Genomic DNA, 16,628 nt, shown 5'->3' with positions numbered 1-16,628 from the left:
GCGCCGATGGGCAGCCATCCTGAAGGGCCAGCCTGCGCGTCAGGCTCCTGAAGGCCTGTGGCGAGCGAGACGCGCGGCCACGTCGATGAGCTGTTCAGGGCGCGCGAGCAACGCTCTCTGCTCCGGGTTGTCGATGAGATGCTGCAGCAGCCGGTGTGCCCCGTCCACCGTCGGTGTCCAGTAGCCGCCGACGTGGTGACGGCTCAGCGGTGCGATCGACGTTTCCCCGTCTGCCAGGAGCTCGACCGCGCCATCCTCAGGGTCGAATCCGAGATCGGACACGGCGAGGAACGTCAGGGCGCCGAGGACGAGCGTGCTCAAGAGGCCGGGCAGACGGAACCGCGTGGTGGGCACGTCGAGGATCACTCGCTGCACCTGGGACCAGGGAATGATCCCCCGGTTCTCTGTGCCGTGGCGGATCAGGAGCGCATCAGGCGTCAGACGCAGGTGATTGCGGCCCGGGTCTCCCACAGCCATCGCGCCGGAGACGGCGATCAGCGGTCCATATCGCCTCATCCCAGAGCGTCCGGCCCCTCCGTGACGAGGATGTGGAACTGAGCGGCATCGAGGATGCGGATGCCGAGCTCCTCCGCCTTCCCCAGCTTCGACCCCGCTCCGGGACCGGCCGCGACGAAGTCCGTCTTCTTGGAGACGCTCGACGCGGCCTTACCGCCCGCCTTGAGGATGGCCTCCTGCGCTCCATCTCGGGTGTACCCGTCGAGTGAACCGGTCGCGACGACCGTGATCCCGTCCAACACACCGCCCTGGACGACTGCCGCGCCCGGACCGGGATGACCGGGCGTGGCCCACTGGACGCCTGCCTCGGCCCAGCGACGAACGATGTCCTGGTGCCAGTCGACATCGAACCACGCGAGCAAGGAGTCGGCGATGATGCCGCCGACTCCTTCCACAGCGGCGAGCTCGTCGCGAGAGGCCGCGCGGATCGCGTCAAGCGAACCGAACCACTGCGCCAGCGCCCTCGCCGCGACCGGCCCGACGTGACGGATGTTCAGTGAGACGAGCAGCCGCCAAAGGTCCTTGGTCTTCGCCTTCTCGAGTTCCGCGAGCAGAGTCACAGCTTGAGAGGAGGGCTGGGGGCCCTCCAGCCCCGACTTCTTCTCTGTCGCGGTCGGGTTGCGTCGGAATGGCGCCCTCGTCTTCACGAGGCCGTCTTCGTCCTCCTTGGGCAGCCCCGTCTCGGCGTCGCGCACGACGAGCTCGATCGGCACGATCTCATCGAGCGTCAGCGCGAACAGTCCGGCTTCGGTCTCGAGAGGCGGTGTCGCCGGCGAGGTCGGCTGGGTGAGCGCGGCCGCCGTGACTTCTCCGAGCGCCTCGATGTCGAGGGCGCCCCGCGAACCGATGTGCTCGACACGACCGCGAACCTGGGCCGGACACGAGCGCGCGTTGGGGCAGCGCAGATCGATGTCGCCCTCCTTCATCGGACGCAGGGGCGTGCCGCACTCGGGGCATTCGATCGGCATCACGAACTCCCGCTCGGTACCGTCGCGTTTCTCGACGACCGGACCGAGGACCTCGGGGATCACGTCGCCCGCCTTGCGCAGGACGACGGTGTCGCCGATCAGCACTCCCTTGGCTTTCACCACGTCCTTGTTGTGCAGCGTCGCCTGCCTGACGACGCTCCCCGCGACCTGGGCGGGAGCCATCACCGCGAACGGCGTCGCCCTGCCGGTGCGACCCACAGACACGACGATGTCGAGCAGCTTCGTCTGCACCTCTTCGGGCGGGTACTTGTACGCGATCGCCCAGCGAGGCGCCCGACTGGTGGCGCCGAGCTCGTCGTGGAGGGACAGCTCGTCGACCTTGACGACGATCCCGTCCAGCTCGTGCTCGATATCGTGCCGGTGCTCGCCGAAGTACTCGACGAACGCAACCACGTCGTCGATGCTCGTGCACACCCTGGTGTGCGGGCTGGTCGGCAGCCCCCAGTCCGACAGCTTGTCGTAGACCTGACTCTGTGCGGCGACCGGCGGATTCTCCCAGGCCCCGATGCCGTGCACGTACAGCGCGAGCGACTCGATGCGCAGCATCCCAGCCTCGAGTTCGAGCCCCTCCTTCTTGTCGATCTGCTGACGCAGGCCACCACTCGCCGCGTTGCGCGGATTCGCGAACGAGGGGAACCGCCGAGCCGCAGCAGTTCGCGCCTTCTCTTCGTCGAACGGCTTCTTCGCTCCGCTCCGAGCCTCCCAGCGGGCGAGAGCATCGGCGTAGGCCCGGTCGCGGAACTCCGCCTGTGCGGCATTCAGGCGCTCGAAGGCGGCCACGGGAATGAACACCTCGCCGCGCACCTCGACGATGGGAGGGTGACCTTCGCCGCTGAGCTCGAGGGGGATCTCGGGAAGGCGCAGCGCGTTCTCGGTGACGATCTCACCGACGCGCCCATCTCCCCGCGTCGCCGCCGACGTCAGCCGCCCGTTCTCGTAGCGGAGATTGATCGCGAGGCCGTCGATCTTGAGTTCGGTGAGCCAGTCGACAGCTCGCCCCGCAGAGGCGCGCGTCTTGGCGGCCCAATCCCTGAGCTCGTCGATCGAGAACACGTTGTCGAGACTCAGCATCCGCTCCGCGTGCTCGATGGTGGCGAGCCCGGTGGCCTCGGCCGCCCCCACCATCTGAGTGGGCGAGTCCTGACCCTGCAGCTCGGGATGCATCCGCTCCAGCTCTTCGAGCCTGTGCATCCACCCGTCGTAGGTGAGGTCGTCGACGAGTGAAGTGTCGCGCCCGTAGTACGCGTCCTTCGCTTCGAGGATTCGAGTGGTCAGCTCGTCCGCTTCGATACGGGCGTCTTCCAGCGAGATGTTCTCCGGCACCCCGCCAGTCTACGAGCGGGCGCCGACATCGAGAGGCAGGCGCTATGCGTCGACCGGCACTGCGGACACGGTGCGGTCGATCGTGAACTGGCCGAGCACACGCGTTCCGACGTACAGCACGGCGGTCTGGCCCGGCGCGACGCCGTTGAGCGGCTGCTCGGGAACGACGCGCACGCCCTCGGGCGAGACGAATGCCCGGGCTGCTTCCGGCTCGGCGTGGGCGCGGATCTGCACCTCGCAGTCGAACTCGGAGTCGACGGGCGCTGCGCCCGCCCAGCTGAATCGATCGCCCGAGATCTCACGCGTCGCGAGAGCCTCCTTCGGCCCCACGACCACCGTGTTGGACACCGGCCGCACCTCGAGCACGAAGCGGGGCTTGCCGTCGGCCGCCGGGACGCCGAGCTTCAGACCACGGCGCTGACCGACCGTGAAAGCGTGCGCGCCCTCGTGCGAGCCGACGACGGAGCCCGTGCGGTCGACGATCTCACCGGTGGCGGTACCGACCTTCTCGGCCAGCCAGCCTCGCGTGTCACCGTCGGGAATGAAGCAGATGTCGTGGCTGTCGGGCTTCTGCGCGACACTCAGCCCACGCTCCTCCGCCTCGGCACGCACGACCGCTTTGGACGGAGTCGTTCCGAGCGGGAAGTAGGTGTGCGCGAGCTGCTCGGCGGTGAGTACGCCGAGCACATAGGACTGATCCTTGGCGTTGTCCGCGGCTCTGTGCAGCTCGAGACCGGCGTCCGTGGGGATCAGCGTCGCGTAGTGCCCGGTGCACACCGCGTCGAAACCGAGCTCGATGGCGCGCTCGAGAAGGGCGGCGAACTTGATCTTCTCATTGCAGCGCATACAGGGATTGGGGGTGCGCCCTGCCTGGTACTCCGAGACGAAATCGGCGATCACGTCGTCGCGGAAGCGCTCGGAGAAGTCCCAGACGTAGAACGGGATGCCCAGGAGATCGGCCGCACGACGCGCATCGAGCGCATCCTCGATCGTGCAGCATCCCCGGCTTCCGGTGCGCAGCGTGCCGCCCGCCCGGGACAGCGCGAGATGCACGCCGACGACGTCGTGCCCCGCGTCCACGGCCCGTGCGGCCGCGACTGCGGAGTCCACTCCGCCACTCATGGCCGCAAGAATCCTCATGGGACCAGTCTACGAGCGTGCGGCTGAGCCGGAGCCGGAAGCCCGCAGGTAGGCCTCGCCGATGGATGCGAGGACGGCATCGACGTCGGCGTCCGTCGATGTGCGTCCCAGCGTGAATCGGAGGGCGCTGCGCGCGTCCTGCTCACTGCGCCCCATCGCCATCACGACATGCGATGGCTCCGCCACACCCGCCTGGCAGGCCGACCCGGTCGACGCGGCGATGCCTGCCATGTCGAGAAGGAAGAGCAGGCTCTCCCCCACCGCTCCGGGAAACAGTATGTGGGCGTTGCCGGGGAGCCGTCGCAAGCCGTCTCCCAGAAGCTCGGCCTGCGGCACCCGCGCCAGGATGCCGTCGATCAGCCGATCGCGCATCGTCGCCAGCCGTGCGGTCTCCGTCTCTCGCTCCGACTCGGCGAGCTCGAGCGCGGTGGCGAAGGCCGCGGCACCGGCCACGTCCTGCGTTCCGGCGCGAAGTCCGCGCTGCTGCGCGCCGCCGCGAAGGAGTGCGGAGAGCCGCGCGGTGCGAGCGACCACCAAGGCTCCGACGCCGACCGGCGCGCCGATCTTGTGTCCGGCCACGCTCATCGCGACCAGACCGACCGAGTCGGGCGCATCGCCTCTCAGCGCGCGGAACGACAGAGGCAGGTGGCCGAGGGCCGCGACCGCATCGAGATGGAGGGGAACGAGCGCCTGCGCGGTCGACGACGCCAGCATCGCGGCGTCGTTGATCGTCCCGGCCTCGTTGTTGGCGACGAGCGCGGTCGCCAGCGCCGCGCCCGGAAGCTGGGCAGTGAACTCGTCCACGTCGATGGCCGCCGAGCGATATACCGGAACAGCGCGCAGCACCGCCCCTGCCGCCACCAGGGCCTCGACGGTGTCCATCGTGGCGTGGTGCTCGGCATCCGGCATCACGATGGCACCCGACTCCGCCGGCCGCGCCTGCCACAACCCCTGAAGCGCGAGATTGATCGACTCCGTGCCCCCGGAGGTGAACACGACCTCGATGGGGTCGCAGTCGAGCACTGCGGCCGAGCGCTCGCGTGCCTCCTCGAGCAGGCGCCGCGCGTCCTGGCCGGCACCGTGCGTCGATGACGCATTCCCGACCATCTCGCTCGCTTCGAGCCACGCCTCCCGCGCCTCGGGACGCAGCGGCGTCGTCGCGGCGTGGTCGAGATAGTGCTGCATCCCTCCACTCTCCCCCATTTTCCGCGCAGTGGCGTGCACATGGAACTGAGTGCATGCTGTCCTGAGACCCGAGCGCAGACCTCTATGGTGTACTCATGCCCGCGATCCGAGACATCACCGTGCCCGGCGGTACTGCACTCGACAACCTCGGTGTGCGCCTTCACGACGGCGTCGGAACCCTCCGCGTCTGGTCACAGAACGCGTCCTCCATCGAACTCGTCGTCTTCGATGCCACCGACCTCGACTGGGTCATCGACCAGGTCGATCTCGCACGCCTTCCCGGCGGCATCTGGGAGGTGACGACAGAACTGCTCCAGCCCGGCACCCGGTATGCGATCCGCGTCGGAGGGCCACACGGGCCGGGGAACACGTTCAACCCCGAGACTCTGCTCCTCGACCCCTACGCTCGCGGTCTCGCGCAGGGCGACGGCTACGAGGAGTGGCGCTCCGTGGTGATCGTCGACGGGTTCGACTGGGGAGAGTCCGTCAAGCCACGGATACCGCTCGACCGCACCGTGATCTACGAAGGGCACCTGAAGGGGCTGACCAAGCGTCAGCCCGATGTGCCCCCGGCTCTGCACGGCACATACGCCGGACTCGCGCATCCCGCGATGATCGAGTACTTCCACTCGCTCGGGATCACCTCGATCGAGCTCCTGCCCGTCCAGGCGTTCGTTCCGGAGCCTCGCCTGCTCGAGCGCGGCCTCACGAACTACTGGGGCTACAACACCCTCAACTTCTTCACACCGCACAACGCCTACGCCACGGAGGACGCACGCAAGGGCGGCCCCGAGGCCGTTCTCGCCGAGTTCAAAGGCATGGTGCGACTGCTGCACGAAGCCGGACTCGAAGTCATCCTGGACGTCGTGTACAACCACACGTCGGAAGAGGGCCTCGGTGGACCTCGGTCCAGTCTGCGCGGCATCGACAACGCCAGCTACTACCGACAGGACGCATCAGGCGCGTACATCGACACGACAGGCTGCGGCAACACGCTCGACACCTCGACCGATGCCGGAGCGCGCCTCGTGCTCGACTCGCTGCGCTACTGGGCGCAGGAGATGCAGATCGACGGCTTCCGCTTCGATCTCGCGGCCGCGATCGCGCGCGACGGCTCGCACACCTATACGCCCGAGCACCCGCTTCTCACCGCCATCGCGAACGATCCGATCCTCCGCGACACCAAGCTCATCGCCGAGCCGTGGGACGTCGGTATGGGCGGCTGGCAGACCGGCAACTTCCCGAACGGCTGGATGGAGTGGAACGACCGCTACCGCGACCGGGTCAGGAACTTCTGGCTGAGCGACATCGACTATGCGCGTCGTGCGTCCGCTCCGGTCGGCATCGGGGGCTTCGCGACGCGTCTCGCCGGCTCGTCGAACACTTTCGCCGATGTTCGGGGACCGCTGGCCAGCATCAACTTCGTCACCGCGCACGACGGCTTCACCATGCACGACCTCGTGTCGTACGACGTCAAGCACAATGAGGCGAACGGCGAACAGAATCGCGATGGTGCCGACATGAATCGGGCTTTCAATCACGGTATCGAGGGGCCGACCGACGACCCTGCGATCCTCGCTGCCCGGCGAAAGGCGATGCGCAACCTGCTCGGCACCCTGCTGCTGTCCGCCGGGATCCCCATGCTCACGGCCGGCGATGAGGTCGGTCGGACGCAACGCGGAAACAACAATGCCTACGCCCAGGATTCGTCGATGACGTGGCTCGGCTGGGACGCGGAACCGTGGCAGGAGGACCTGCGCGCACACGTCGCTCGACTCATCCAGCTCCGTTCCGAGAATCCCGCCCTGCGTCCGAGCCGGTACGCCCGACTCGGTGAGCACATCCCCAACGCCTCTGTCATGGACTGGTTCGACCAGAACGGCGAGACGATGGAGAGCCAGCAGTGGACGGACCCTGGTAACCGCACTCTGCAGTATGTGGCGGCCTCGACCCCCGATCGCGAATCGGCCAATCGGATCCTCCTCATCGTGCACGGGACGGAGTCGCCCATCGACGTGCGTCTGCCCGACGAACTCGAGGAGGCGACGCGTTTCGTCTCGCTGTGGTCGAGCGCCGACGACCGCCCGCAAGACGGCGGCGAGGTGTTCGCCCCCGGCGACGTCCTTCCCATCCCCGGCACCTCCATGCGACTCTTCCGCGTGGAATGAACGGCGGCGCGCCGGGGCCCTCCGCGAGCTACCCGCTTCACGCCGCGAGCGGTACATTCGGGGGGTGGCCGCACGTATGAGCAGCATCAGTCCGAAGGCTCTCCGAAGCCCCGCGCAGATCCCGTCGCGCCCGCTGGGCGCCGTCTCGGACGGCGACGGACTCGTCGCGACGCGAATTCCTCTGGTGGGCGGCGCACCGTCCGTCCCCGGAGGCTTCGCGCCCAAGGCGTTCGTCGGCGAGGTGGTGCCGTTCAGCGTCGTCGCCTTCCGTGAAGGGCACGACCTGATCGGGGTGCAGCTCCGGTTGACGGCCCCGAACGGCGAGGAGTCCCTGCACCGAATGACGCCCTTGCTCGATGGGAGCGATCGCTGGGCAGCGGAGGTCGCTGTGGACATGCAGGGCCCGTGGGCGTTTCGCTTCGAGGCGTTCTCCGACGACTTCGCGACCTGGGCGCACGCCGCCGAGGTGAAGGTCGCCGCGGGCGTCGATGTGCCGGTCATGGCAGCCCTCGGCGCCGAACTTCTCGCGCGCGCAGCGAAAGAGAAGGATCGCCCTGCGGCTCAGCGCAGACGCATCAGCGAACTCGCCACCGCACTGGCGGGGGGCGATGCAGTGACCACCACCGCGGTCTCGACCGACGCCGAGCTGGGCGGTCTCTTCCATGAGCGGCCTCTCATGACGCTGCGTTCAGCATCTGCCACGCACACTCTGCTCGTGGAGCGGACCGCCGCAGGCGTCGGGGCCTGGTACGAGTTCTTTCCCCGCTCGGAGGGCGCGAAACGCCTGAAGGACGGCACTGTCAAGAGCGGTACGTTCAGGACAGCCGCCAAACGTCTTCCCGCTGTCGCCGCCATGGGCTTCGACGTCATCTACCTGGTGCCGATCCATCCGATCGGAACGACCAACCGCAAGGGACGCAACAACACTCTGACGACGGAGCCAGGCGATCCGGGCTCACCGTATGCCATCGGCTCCGTTGACGGCGGCCACGATGCGATCCACCCGGAACTCGGCAAGCCGGCCGACTTCCGCGCATTCGTCAGGGCGGCGAAGAACGAAGGGCTGGAGGTCGCTCTCGATCTCGCACTGCAGGCCTCTCCGGACCACCCGTGGGTCGATGAGCACCCCGAGTGGTTCACCACTCTCCCGGATGGCACCATCGCCTACGCAGAGAACCCGCCCAAGAAGTACCAGGACATCTACCCGCTGAACTTCGACAACGATCCCGCCGGCATCTACCAGGAGATGCTCCGCATCGTGCAGCACTGGGTTCGCGAAGGCGTGAAGATCTTCCGCGTCGACAACCCGCACACGAAGCCGCTGCAGTTCTGGGAATGGCTCATCGCGACCGTGAACGCCCAGGACCCGGACGTGGTCTTCCTGGCCGAGGCGTTCACTCGACCCGCCGTGATGCGTGCGCTCGCGGCCGTGGGGTTCCAACAGAGCTACAGCTATTTCACCTGGCGCAACACCAAGGCGGAGCTGGAGGAGTTCCTCACCAGCGTCTCGCACGAGACGAGCGACTACATGCGGCCGAATCTCTTCGTGAACACGCACGACATCCTCACGGAGTACCTGCAGTTCGGCGGCCGCGCCGCCTATCGGATCCGCGCCTGCATCGCCGCCACCGCCGCCCCTGTGTACGGCGTGTACGCCGGGTACGAGCTCTTCGAGAACGTGGCGAGGCCCGGTTCCGAGGAGAACATCGACAACGAGAAGTACGAGTTCAAGTTCCGGGACTGGGAGGGCGCGGAGGCATCGGGTGACTCGCTTGCGCCTCTCCTGCGCCGACTGAACGAGATCCGCCGTGAGCACCCGGCTCTTCGACAGCTCCGCAATCTCTCCGTGCACTGGAGCGACGACGACTCGGTGCTCGTCTACAGCAAGCACCTCGATGCGGCGTTCACCGGCACGGGCCACTCCGATACGATCCTCGTCGTCGCGAACGTCGATCCGCACTCCGTGCGTGAGACCACCGTGCACCTCGACACAACGATCTGGGGCGTACCACCTGGCGAGACGTTCGAGGTGGAGGACCTGCTGACCGGTGCCGTGTGGACGTGGGCCGATCACAACTACGTGCGCCTCGACGCCTTCGCCGAGCCGGTGCACATTCTGAAGGTGAGGAGACGAGCATGAGCTACGTCGAAGATGCCACTACATCACCGGACTGGGCGGCTGTCGCAGCCGGCGCCCATCACGACCCGCACGCGGTGCTCGGCTCCCACCCGTTCACGGATGCGAGTGACCGGACCGTCACGGTGATCCGCGCTCGCCGACCTCTCGCGTCCTCGGTCGCAGCCGTCTTCGAGGACGGGAGCCGATTGGAGCTCGATCACGTCGCACACGGCATCTGGGAGGCCCAGCACGACGGTGCCCCGGTGGCGTATCGCGTCGCCACCGCGTACGGCGACGACGACGAGACGATCACCGGCGACCCGTACCGGCACCTCCCGACTCTGGGCGACGTCGATCTCCATCTGATCGCCGAAGGGCGGCACGAGCGGCTGTGGCAGGTGCTGGGTGCGCACGCGACGCTCGCAGACGGCGAAGACGGCGTCGCATTCGCCGTCTGGGCCCCGAACGCCACAGCCGTGCGAGTCGTCGGAGATCACAACGGGTGGAACGGCGAAGCGCACGCGATGCGCTCGATGGGCGTGAGTGGCGTCTGGGAGCTGTTCATCCCCGATCTCGCCGTCGGAACGACATACAAGTATCAGATCCGCACCCGCGGCGGCTCCTGGATCTTCAAGGCCGACCCGATGGCGCAGGCCGCGCAGGTGCCGCCCGAGACCGCGTCGGTGGTCACGCGGTCGGACTACGCATGGTCAGACGGCGCGTGGATGACCCGCCGGGCAGCGACTCACGCGGTCGCTCAGCCGCTGTCGGTCTACGAGGTGCACCTCGGCTCCTGGCGCGGAGGCCTGAGCTACCGCGATGCCGCAGAACCGCTGATCGCACACGTCACCGAGGCCGGTTTCACGCACATCGAGTTCATGCCGCTCGCGGAGCATCCGTTCGGCGGCTCCTGGGGCTATCAGGTGAGCGGGTATTACGCGGCGACCAGTCGCTTCGGCAGCCCGGATGACCTGCGGTACCTCATCGATCAGCTGCATCAGGCCGGAATCGGCGTGATCATGGACTGGGTGCCCGGGCACTTCCCCAAAGACGCGTTCGCCCTCGCGAGGTTCGACGGACAGCCGCTGTACGAGCACCCCGACCCTCGTCGCGGTGAGCATCAGGACTGGGGAACGCTCATCTTCGACTACGGTCGCCCTGAGGTGCGCGGATTCCTGGTCGCGAACGCACTGTTCTGGCTGAGCGAGTTCCATGTCGACGGCCTGCGAGTGGATGCCGTGGCGTCGATGCTGTACCTCGACTACTCGCGTAACGAAGGCGAATGGGAGCCGAACATCCACGGGGGCCGGGAGAACCTCGAAGCGATCCGCTTCCTCCAGGAGGTCAACGCGACCGCCTACCGCCTGCACCCCGGCGTGCTGATGATCGCTGAGGAATCGACGAGCTTCCCCGGTGTGACCGCACCCACCGACCACGCGGGTCTCGGCTTCGGGTTCAAGTGGAACATGGGCTGGATGAACGACTCCCTCCAGTACATCGAACGAGACCCGATGTATCGCGCGCACCACGAAGGTGAGATGACGTTCTCGTTCGTCTACGCGTTCGGGGAGAATTATCTGCTGCCGATCAGCCACGATGAGGTCGTGCATGGAAAAGGCAGCCTCGTCTCGAAGATGCCCGGCGACCACTGGCACAAGCTCGCCAATGTCCGCGCATACCTCGGATACATGTGGGGTCACCCCGGAAAGAAGCTCCTCTTCATGGGGCAGGAGTTCGGGCAGCTCGCCGAATGGTCGGAATCCCGCCAGCTCGACTGGTGGCTCCTCGACCAGCCGTCGCACGCGCAGCTGCAGGGTTTCGTCGGACAGCTCAACCGCACCTATCGCGCTCAGGCCCCGCTCTGGGAGCGGGACAATGACGGATCCTCGTTCTCACGCCTCGGTGCCCCGAGCTGGGACCCCAATGTCATCGCCTTCGAACGCCGCGACGCACATGGCGGCCGGCTCGTGGTGATCAGCAACTTCGCCGGCGTCGAGCGCAGCGGCTACAGCCTCGCGCTGCCGATCCCCGGCGTGTGGCAGGAGATCCTCAACACGGACGCCGCAGAATACGGCGGTCGCGGATCCGGCAATCTCGGCATGGTCGTCGCGCACTCGGAGGACGACGGACCGGCCGTGGCGACGATCACGGTTCCCGCACTTTCGACCATCTGGCTGCGCCACGAGAGCGACCCGCACGTACCCACGATCAGCCGCGGCTGACGACCTCTGCCGATCAGCGAGACGGCCCCGGCCCGACAGAGCCTGGGCTGTCTCGCTGCACTCTCAGCTCAGAACAGCAGGGAAGACAGTCTGTTGCGCGCGGTGATGACGCGTGGATCTGCGACGCCGATCAGGCCGAACAGCTCGAGAAGGCGTTCCCGCACGGGCGTTCGCTCATCCGAGGGCAGCTGGGCGAACAGGTCGAGGAGCCTTCCGAACGCATCTTCGACATGGCCTCCCGCGAGGTCGAGGTCGGCGACATCGAACTGGGCCTGGATGTCCAGGGGTCCGGCTGCGGCCGCGGCCCGAGCATCCTGGAGATCGAGTTTCTGGACGCGGTCGAGCAGACGGACCTGGCCCAGGCCTGCAATCGCATCCTCATCGCGCGGATTCTCCGCGAGAGCCTTCTCGTATGCCACGACCGCCGCGGCGTAGTCGCCGTTCTCGATCGCGGCGAAAGCCTCCGCGTGCAGCGGCGGCATCGGCGGCTCCTCCGGCGTCTGCTCGCCCTCGGGCGCCTCTCCGACGTTCAAGGTGCCCGTCACTCCGTTCTGAGCAGCGAGCTGAAGCAGCTGCGCGAAGACCTCTCTGACCTGTTGCTCGGGCACTGCACCGGTGAACATCGGAACCGGCTGACCGGCGATGAGTGCCACGACCATCGGGATCGACTGCGCGCGGAATCCCTGGGCCAGCTGCGGGTTGGCGTCGACATCGACCTTCGCGAGAAGCACCCTGCCGCCGAGTTCACGCGTCACCTTCTCGATGATGGGGCTCAGCTGCTTGCACGGCCCGCACCATTCGGCCCAGAGGTCAACGACCACCGGCACTGTCCGGGAGAGCTCGAGGATCTGACCGAACGACTCGTCGGTCGCATCGACGACGATGTCCACGGCCCCCGGAGCAGGGCTCTGCGCTCCCGCGACAGCAGCCGCGGGCCGGTTTCGCAGAGAGGAGAGGTCGACGGCTCCACGAAGCGCGGCGGGAGAGATATCGGTCATTTGATCACCTCGACGGAGAGTAGGTCCTGTCGGACCGCCATGAGTCGGATCTGCTCCGTCGAGCCCTGCGCGGGAACGGAGAAGAACAGCTGGAATTCGTACTTGGTCGTGAAGCCCTTCGCGGACTCCGTGACACCCGTCAGCGCCTTCGCCTGCGGATTCGCGTCTTCCAGTCGGATGACGGCGTCCGGTGACGTCGGGGTGACCGATTCGGTGTCGATGAGCGAGACGGCCACGATCGCACCGCTGTCCAGCGTGGTCATCGAGACCGGCTCGGAATCGGCCGGGAGGATGTCGAAGGCGGTCTGAGACGTCTCCGCCGCTCCGTTGTCCGCCAGGGTCTGGACGACCGCCTGCCGGCTGTCGCGAATCGACTGGGCGAGGTTCTGCGAGATCTCGTCGAACATGCCGTACGAAGGGCTGGCCTCGCCCGCGTCGACGACGTCGGCGAAGGTCTCCGCTAGCTCTCCGGGCGGGATGCTGAGGAATGCGGAATCGTCGGGAACGAGCGAGGTGCCGAGCCACGACGCAGCCACGTCGGGGAAGACGGCATCCGCAGACATCTCGGCCATGTTCGTGACCTTGTAGTTCGACCACGGATCCTGCTGCGTCATGGTCAGGATGACGGGGGGAACGGTGTCGTCGTCAGCGCTCTTCGAGAGCAGGAGCACCGTGCGCGGCCACCGGTCGGTGGCTTCGGGAAGCACGACCTCGACGTCATCGGTCGGGAGTGCGGCGGGCGGTGCGGTCTCCGGAAGAGCTGTCCGAAGCGCGTACTCGGTGGTGCGAGCCGTGAGCGCCGGGCCGTCCAGACGAGTGCCGGCCAGAGCGATGTCCATCGACGCGTCCGCGTCGGACAGGGTCGTCGACACTTCCTGCAGGATCCGCTTCGCCTGGGCCTCCGTCACTGCCGGGGGCTTCTGATTGTCCGGGGCGATCACCGTCGCGCTGGGAGACGGCGAGGGCGTTCCCTCTCCGAGCTGCGGCCATGAGTCAGGCGAGCAGCCGCTCGCGAGCAACGCGGTCACGGCGAGGGCGGGGACCGCGAGCAGGCGCCGTCGACGGTTCACGGGTCGCGCACGCATCTCCGTCTTCCGATCGGGGTCTGGGTTCTTCGGACCGGCGGCGTCGACTGCCCCCGGGTCACCGGCGGCTGCCGCGTCGGAGTCTGCGCCGGTCCGACCGGGCTCATCCCCGGCAGCGGTGGTCGAGGTGTCGTCGATCGCCGCGCGTTCCGATGGCGGCAGCTGAGCCACGTCGATCGGCTCGGTGGCCGGAAGGGGGCCGGGGCCCTTGCGCCGCGGTCCTCGCCCGCGACGCTGGTGCCGGATCGCGAGGACGTAGAGCACGAGTCCGACGAGAAGCATCGCCGCGCCCGCCGCCATGAGCGGTCCGGCGAGAGGGGTGGACGTGTCCAGCGGCCAGGACACCACGATGTCGTCCGGTGCGTCGGCGGTGCCGTCGTACGCGATGATCAGACTCACGCCCTCGGGCAGCTGCATGTTGTCTGCGATGAGTGTGTCGGTCTCGGTGAAGGAGTCCAGCCAGAGGTCGGAGCCGGCGGGGTTGCGGCCCGGCTCTGCGGCTGCATCGCCCTCGGCGGGCGTCTCCGCCGGCGCCGGAGTCTCGGCCGCGGCCGGCGTCTCGGCAGGGGCGGGGGTTTCGGAGGCCCCATCACCTTCCGGTGCTGATCCGGCGGGGACCAGCTCGACTTCCAGGTCACCATCGTCGCCGACCGTCACGCGGTTGTACGACGAGTCGGCAAGCCACGCTTCCATGTCGGCGGTGCGGCCATAGGCGGCGAAGATCTCGCCCTCTCCGCGCACCAGCAAGGTCTGAGATCCCGGGTGCTCACGAAGGACGTCGCCGTCCATCAGCACAAACGGGGCGGGTTCCTCTGCAGCGACTGAGACCTCCTGAGTCGACGGACCCATGAAGATGGTTCGCTGCGCGATGCCCGCAGCGATCAGTCCCGCAGCCAGCACGAAGGCCACGACGGCCCATACGAAACGCACGAATAGTCTCCTCACACGGCCCGGACGCACGCCCGAGTCGCAACACTCGACATTTCAGACTAGCGAAATCACCTGTGTGTTGCCCACGAGGGGCATGCGGCACCACGTGCGGCACGTCGTCCCGGCCGGTCGTGGTGCGGTGGATACGCTTGCAGAGTCCCCCATTCCGAGGAGCAACGATGAAGATCCACAACCCGTTCCGCACCGCCCTCGTGGCGACGCTCGGCGTGGGACTGGGAATCCTGCTGATCGGAAGCGTGGAGAGCCTGTCGACCGTGCTGCTCTACGTCGGTACGGCTCTCTTCCTCAGTCTCGGCCTGGACCCGCTCGTCTCCTTCCTCGAGCGCAGGCGTCTCCCCCGCTGGCTCGCCGTGCTCATCACGATCCTCGCGGTGCTCGGGATCTTCGCCGGGATCATCCTGATCGTCATCCCCGTGCTGGTCGACCAGATCTCGCAGCTCATCGCCGAGATCACGGCCATCGTCCAACGCGGGACATTTCTCCTCGACCTGCGCCAGTGGATGGTCGACACGTTCCCCAATCTCAAGGTGGATGACGTCTTCGCCTATGTGACCGACTGGCTGGAGACGAACCTCGCCCAGATCGGGGGGTCCATCGGGCAGGGCGTGCTCGCCGCCGGCGGGGCACTGCTGAGTGGACTGTTCGGCGCGTTCATCATCCTCATCCTGACGATCTATCTGACGGCCTCGACACCGTCTCTCAAGCGCGCCGTCTACCAGCTCGCTCCTGCATCCAAGCGGGAGCGCTTCATCGACCTGGCCGAGCAGATCACCGATTCGGTCGGCTACTACGTCATGGGCCAGGTCTCCCAGGGGGTCATCAACGGCATCCTGAGCATGATCTTCCTCACGATCATCGATGCGCCGTTCCCGGCCGTGCTCGCCGTCGTCGCCTTCTTCTTCTCACTGATTCCACTCGTCGGCACCCTCACCGGGTCGACCATCATCGTGCTCGTGTGCCTGATCCCCGGCCTGGGATCACCGGCGACAGCGATCGCCGCCGCCATCTACTACCTCATCTACATGCAGATCGAGGCGTACGTGATCTCGCCGCGCATCATGAGCCGGGCCGTGTCCGTACCCGGAGCGGTTGTCGTCGTCGCGGCGTTGGCGGGCGGAAGCCTCCTGGGGCTGCTCGGCGCGCTGATCGCGATTCCGGTGGCGGCCAGCATCCTGATCCTCTACCGGCAGGTGCTGATCCCTCGCATGAACGAGCTCTAGTCGGCGGGCCACTCCGTCGGCAGCGGAAGAGCTGCCGGGTTCACGGCAGCGACGATCTCGGTGAGGACTCTCCTAGTCTGGCTCTCCCCCACCCAGAGGTGCTTGCCACCCTCGACGGCGATCAGCTTCGCATGCGGAATCGCGGAGAAGCGCTCGCGTGCTTCGGCCGGGCGGAGGTAGTCGTCGAACTCGGGTACCAGCACCACGACGTCGGCATCGGAGTCGGCCCACGCCGCCACCTCAGCGTCTGTGGCGCGGTGAAGTGGCGGGGACAGGAGGATGATCCCCTCGACATCGTGTTCCCGACCGTACTTCAGCGCGAGTTCGGTGCCGAACGACCAGCCGAGCAGCCATGGGCGCGGAAGACCGCGCTCGCGCACGAAGCCCATCGCCGCCGCGACGTCGAACTGCTCCGCCTCTCCCCCATCGAACGCGCCATCGCTGGTGCCACGCGGAGAGGTGGTCCCTCTCGTGTTGAAGCGCAGCACAGCGAGGTCCGCCAGCGCAGGCAGACGGGCGGCAGCCTTGCGGATGATGTGCGAGTCCATGAATCCGCCGGCCGTCGGGAGAGGATGCAGCGTGACGAGCGTGGCCACGGGCGCCGACGAAGCGGGAACCGCCAGCTCTCCGACCAGTGTCAGCTCGTCTGCGGTCTCCAGTGCGATGTCTTCGCGCCGCGCAGGCAGCTCGATCGGTCCACGGATCTCCATGC

General features: G+C 67.4%; 11 protein-coding genes. 4 read left to right on the top strand and 7 right to left on the bottom strand.

Annotated elements, in window-relative coordinates; genetic code table 11:
* Positions 1-39: 39 nt before the first annotated feature.
* From BEP68_RS07020 to BEP68_RS07005, 4 genes are read right to left on the bottom strand one after another with little or no spacing between them, the layout of a single operon-like run.
* Positions 40-516, bottom strand: a complete 477-nt coding sequence (locus BEP68_RS07020) for a hypothetical protein (protein ID WP_056278684.1) — start codon at positions 514-516, stop codon at positions 40-42.
* Entirely contained in the window at positions 513-2,828 is a 2,316-nt protein-coding gene (ligA, locus tag BEP68_RS07015) for an NAD-dependent DNA ligase LigA (protein WP_187249588.1), read from the bottom strand. The genes BEP68_RS07020 and ligA overlap by 4 nt, the downstream gene beginning before the upstream one ends.
* A gap of 42 nt (positions 2,829-2,870) precedes the next feature.
* A complete protein-coding gene (gene mnmA, locus BEP68_RS07010) occupies positions 2,871-3,968 on the bottom strand; it encodes a tRNA 2-thiouridine(34) synthase MnmA (protein ID WP_187249587.1) in 1,098 nt (365 codons plus the stop codon).
* Between the two features lie 9 nt (positions 3,969-3,977).
* The gene (locus BEP68_RS07005; RefSeq protein WP_187249586.1) at positions 3,978-5,153 is read right to left on the bottom strand and encodes a cysteine desulfurase family protein; all 1,176 of its coding nucleotides are present in this window, start codon (positions 5,151-5,153) and stop codon (positions 3,978-3,980) included.
* A 95-nt stretch (positions 5,154-5,248) separates the two neighbouring features.
* Here BEP68_RS07005 and glgX point away from each other — a divergent pair, with 95 nt between their 5' ends.
* The 3 genes from glgX (at position 5,249) to glgB (ending at position 11,662) form a co-directional block, all read left to right on the top strand.
* Complete coding sequence (glgX, locus tag BEP68_RS07000) at positions 5,249-7,321, top strand: glycogen debranching protein GlgX (protein WP_187249585.1); 2,073 nt, start codon at positions 5,249-5,251, stop codon at positions 7,319-7,321.
* Positions 7,322-7,397: 76 nt separating this feature from the next.
* The gene (locus BEP68_RS06995) at positions 7,398-9,461 is read left to right on the top strand and encodes an alpha-1,4-glucan--maltose-1-phosphate maltosyltransferase (protein ID WP_187249584.1); all 2,064 of its coding nucleotides are present in this window, start codon (positions 7,398-7,400) and stop codon (positions 9,459-9,461) included.
* Complete coding sequence (gene glgB, locus BEP68_RS06990) at positions 9,458-11,662, top strand: 1,4-alpha-glucan branching protein GlgB (RefSeq protein WP_187249583.1); 2,205 nt, start codon at positions 9,458-9,460, stop codon at positions 11,660-11,662. The genes BEP68_RS06995 and glgB overlap by 4 nt, the downstream gene beginning before the upstream one ends.
* A gap of 68 nt (positions 11,663-11,730) precedes the next feature.
* On the opposite strand, the gene BEP68_RS06985 is transcribed toward glgB, so the two are convergent.
* Both BEP68_RS06985 and BEP68_RS06980 read right to left on the bottom strand, forming a co-directional pair.
* Entirely contained in the window at positions 11,731-12,660 is a 930-nt protein-coding gene (locus tag BEP68_RS06985) for a tetratricopeptide repeat protein (RefSeq protein WP_187249582.1), read from the bottom strand.
* Complete coding sequence (locus BEP68_RS06980; protein ID WP_187249581.1) at positions 12,657-14,675, bottom strand: glycosyl transferase; 2,019 nt, start codon at positions 14,673-14,675, stop codon at positions 12,657-12,659. Before BEP68_RS06980 ends, BEP68_RS06985 begins: the two co-directional genes overlap by 4 nt.
* 179 nt (positions 14,676-14,854) lie before the next feature.
* Here BEP68_RS06980 and BEP68_RS06975 point away from each other — a divergent pair, with 179 nt between their 5' ends.
* Complete coding sequence (locus BEP68_RS06975) at positions 14,855-15,916, top strand: AI-2E family transporter (RefSeq protein ID WP_053096001.1); 1,062 nt, start codon at positions 14,855-14,857, stop codon at positions 15,914-15,916.
* Here BEP68_RS06975 and BEP68_RS06970 read toward each other — a convergent pair.
* Positions 15,913-16,626, bottom strand: a complete 714-nt coding sequence (locus BEP68_RS06970; protein ID WP_187249612.1) for an alpha/beta hydrolase — start codon at positions 16,624-16,626, stop codon at positions 15,913-15,915. The two genes, BEP68_RS06975 and BEP68_RS06970, sit on opposite strands and share 4 nt — an antisense overlap.
* Positions 16,627-16,628 lie beyond the last annotated feature (2 nt).

This window comes from Microbacterium sp. 4-7 (assembly GCF_014332665.1).
In the GTDB taxonomy this organism is placed as follows: Bacteria; Actinomycetota; Actinomycetes; order Actinomycetales; family Microbacteriaceae; genus Microbacterium.
This window is presented reverse-complemented; position numbering and strand designations above follow the sequence as displayed.

Bases quoted from the DNA above. Each gene is read 5' to 3' on its own strand.
- BEP68_RS07020 (WP_056278684.1), bottom strand. From the start codon at position 516: ATGAGGCGATATGGACCGCTGATCGCCGTCTCCGGCGCGATGGCTGTG.
- mnmA (WP_187249587.1), bottom strand. From the start codon at position 3,968: ATGAGGATTCTTGCGGCCATGAGTGGCGGAGTGGACTCCGCAGTCGCG.
- BEP68_RS07005 (WP_187249586.1), bottom strand. From the start codon at position 5,153: ATGCAGCACTATCTCGACCACGCCGCGACGACGCCGCTGCGTCCCGAG.
- glgX (WP_187249585.1), top strand. From the start codon at position 5,249: ATGCCCGCGATCCGAGACATCACCGTGCCCGGCGGTACTGCACTCGAC.
- BEP68_RS06995 (WP_187249584.1), top strand. From the start codon at position 7,398: ATGAGCAGCATCAGTCCGAAGGCTCTCCGAAGCCCCGCGCAGATCCCG.
- glgB (WP_187249583.1), top strand. From the start codon at position 9,458: ATGAGCTACGTCGAAGATGCCACTACATCACCGGACTGGGCGGCTGTC.
- BEP68_RS06985 (WP_187249582.1), bottom strand. From the start codon at position 12,660: ATGACCGATATCTCTCCCGCCGCGCTTCGTGGAGCCGTCGACCTCTCC.
- BEP68_RS06975 (WP_053096001.1), top strand. From the start codon at position 14,855: ATGAAGATCCACAACCCGTTCCGCACCGCCCTCGTGGCGACGCTCGGC.
- BEP68_RS06970 (WP_187249612.1), bottom strand. From the start codon at position 16,626: ATGGAGATCCGTGGACCGATCGAGCTGCCTGCGCGGCGCGAAGACATC.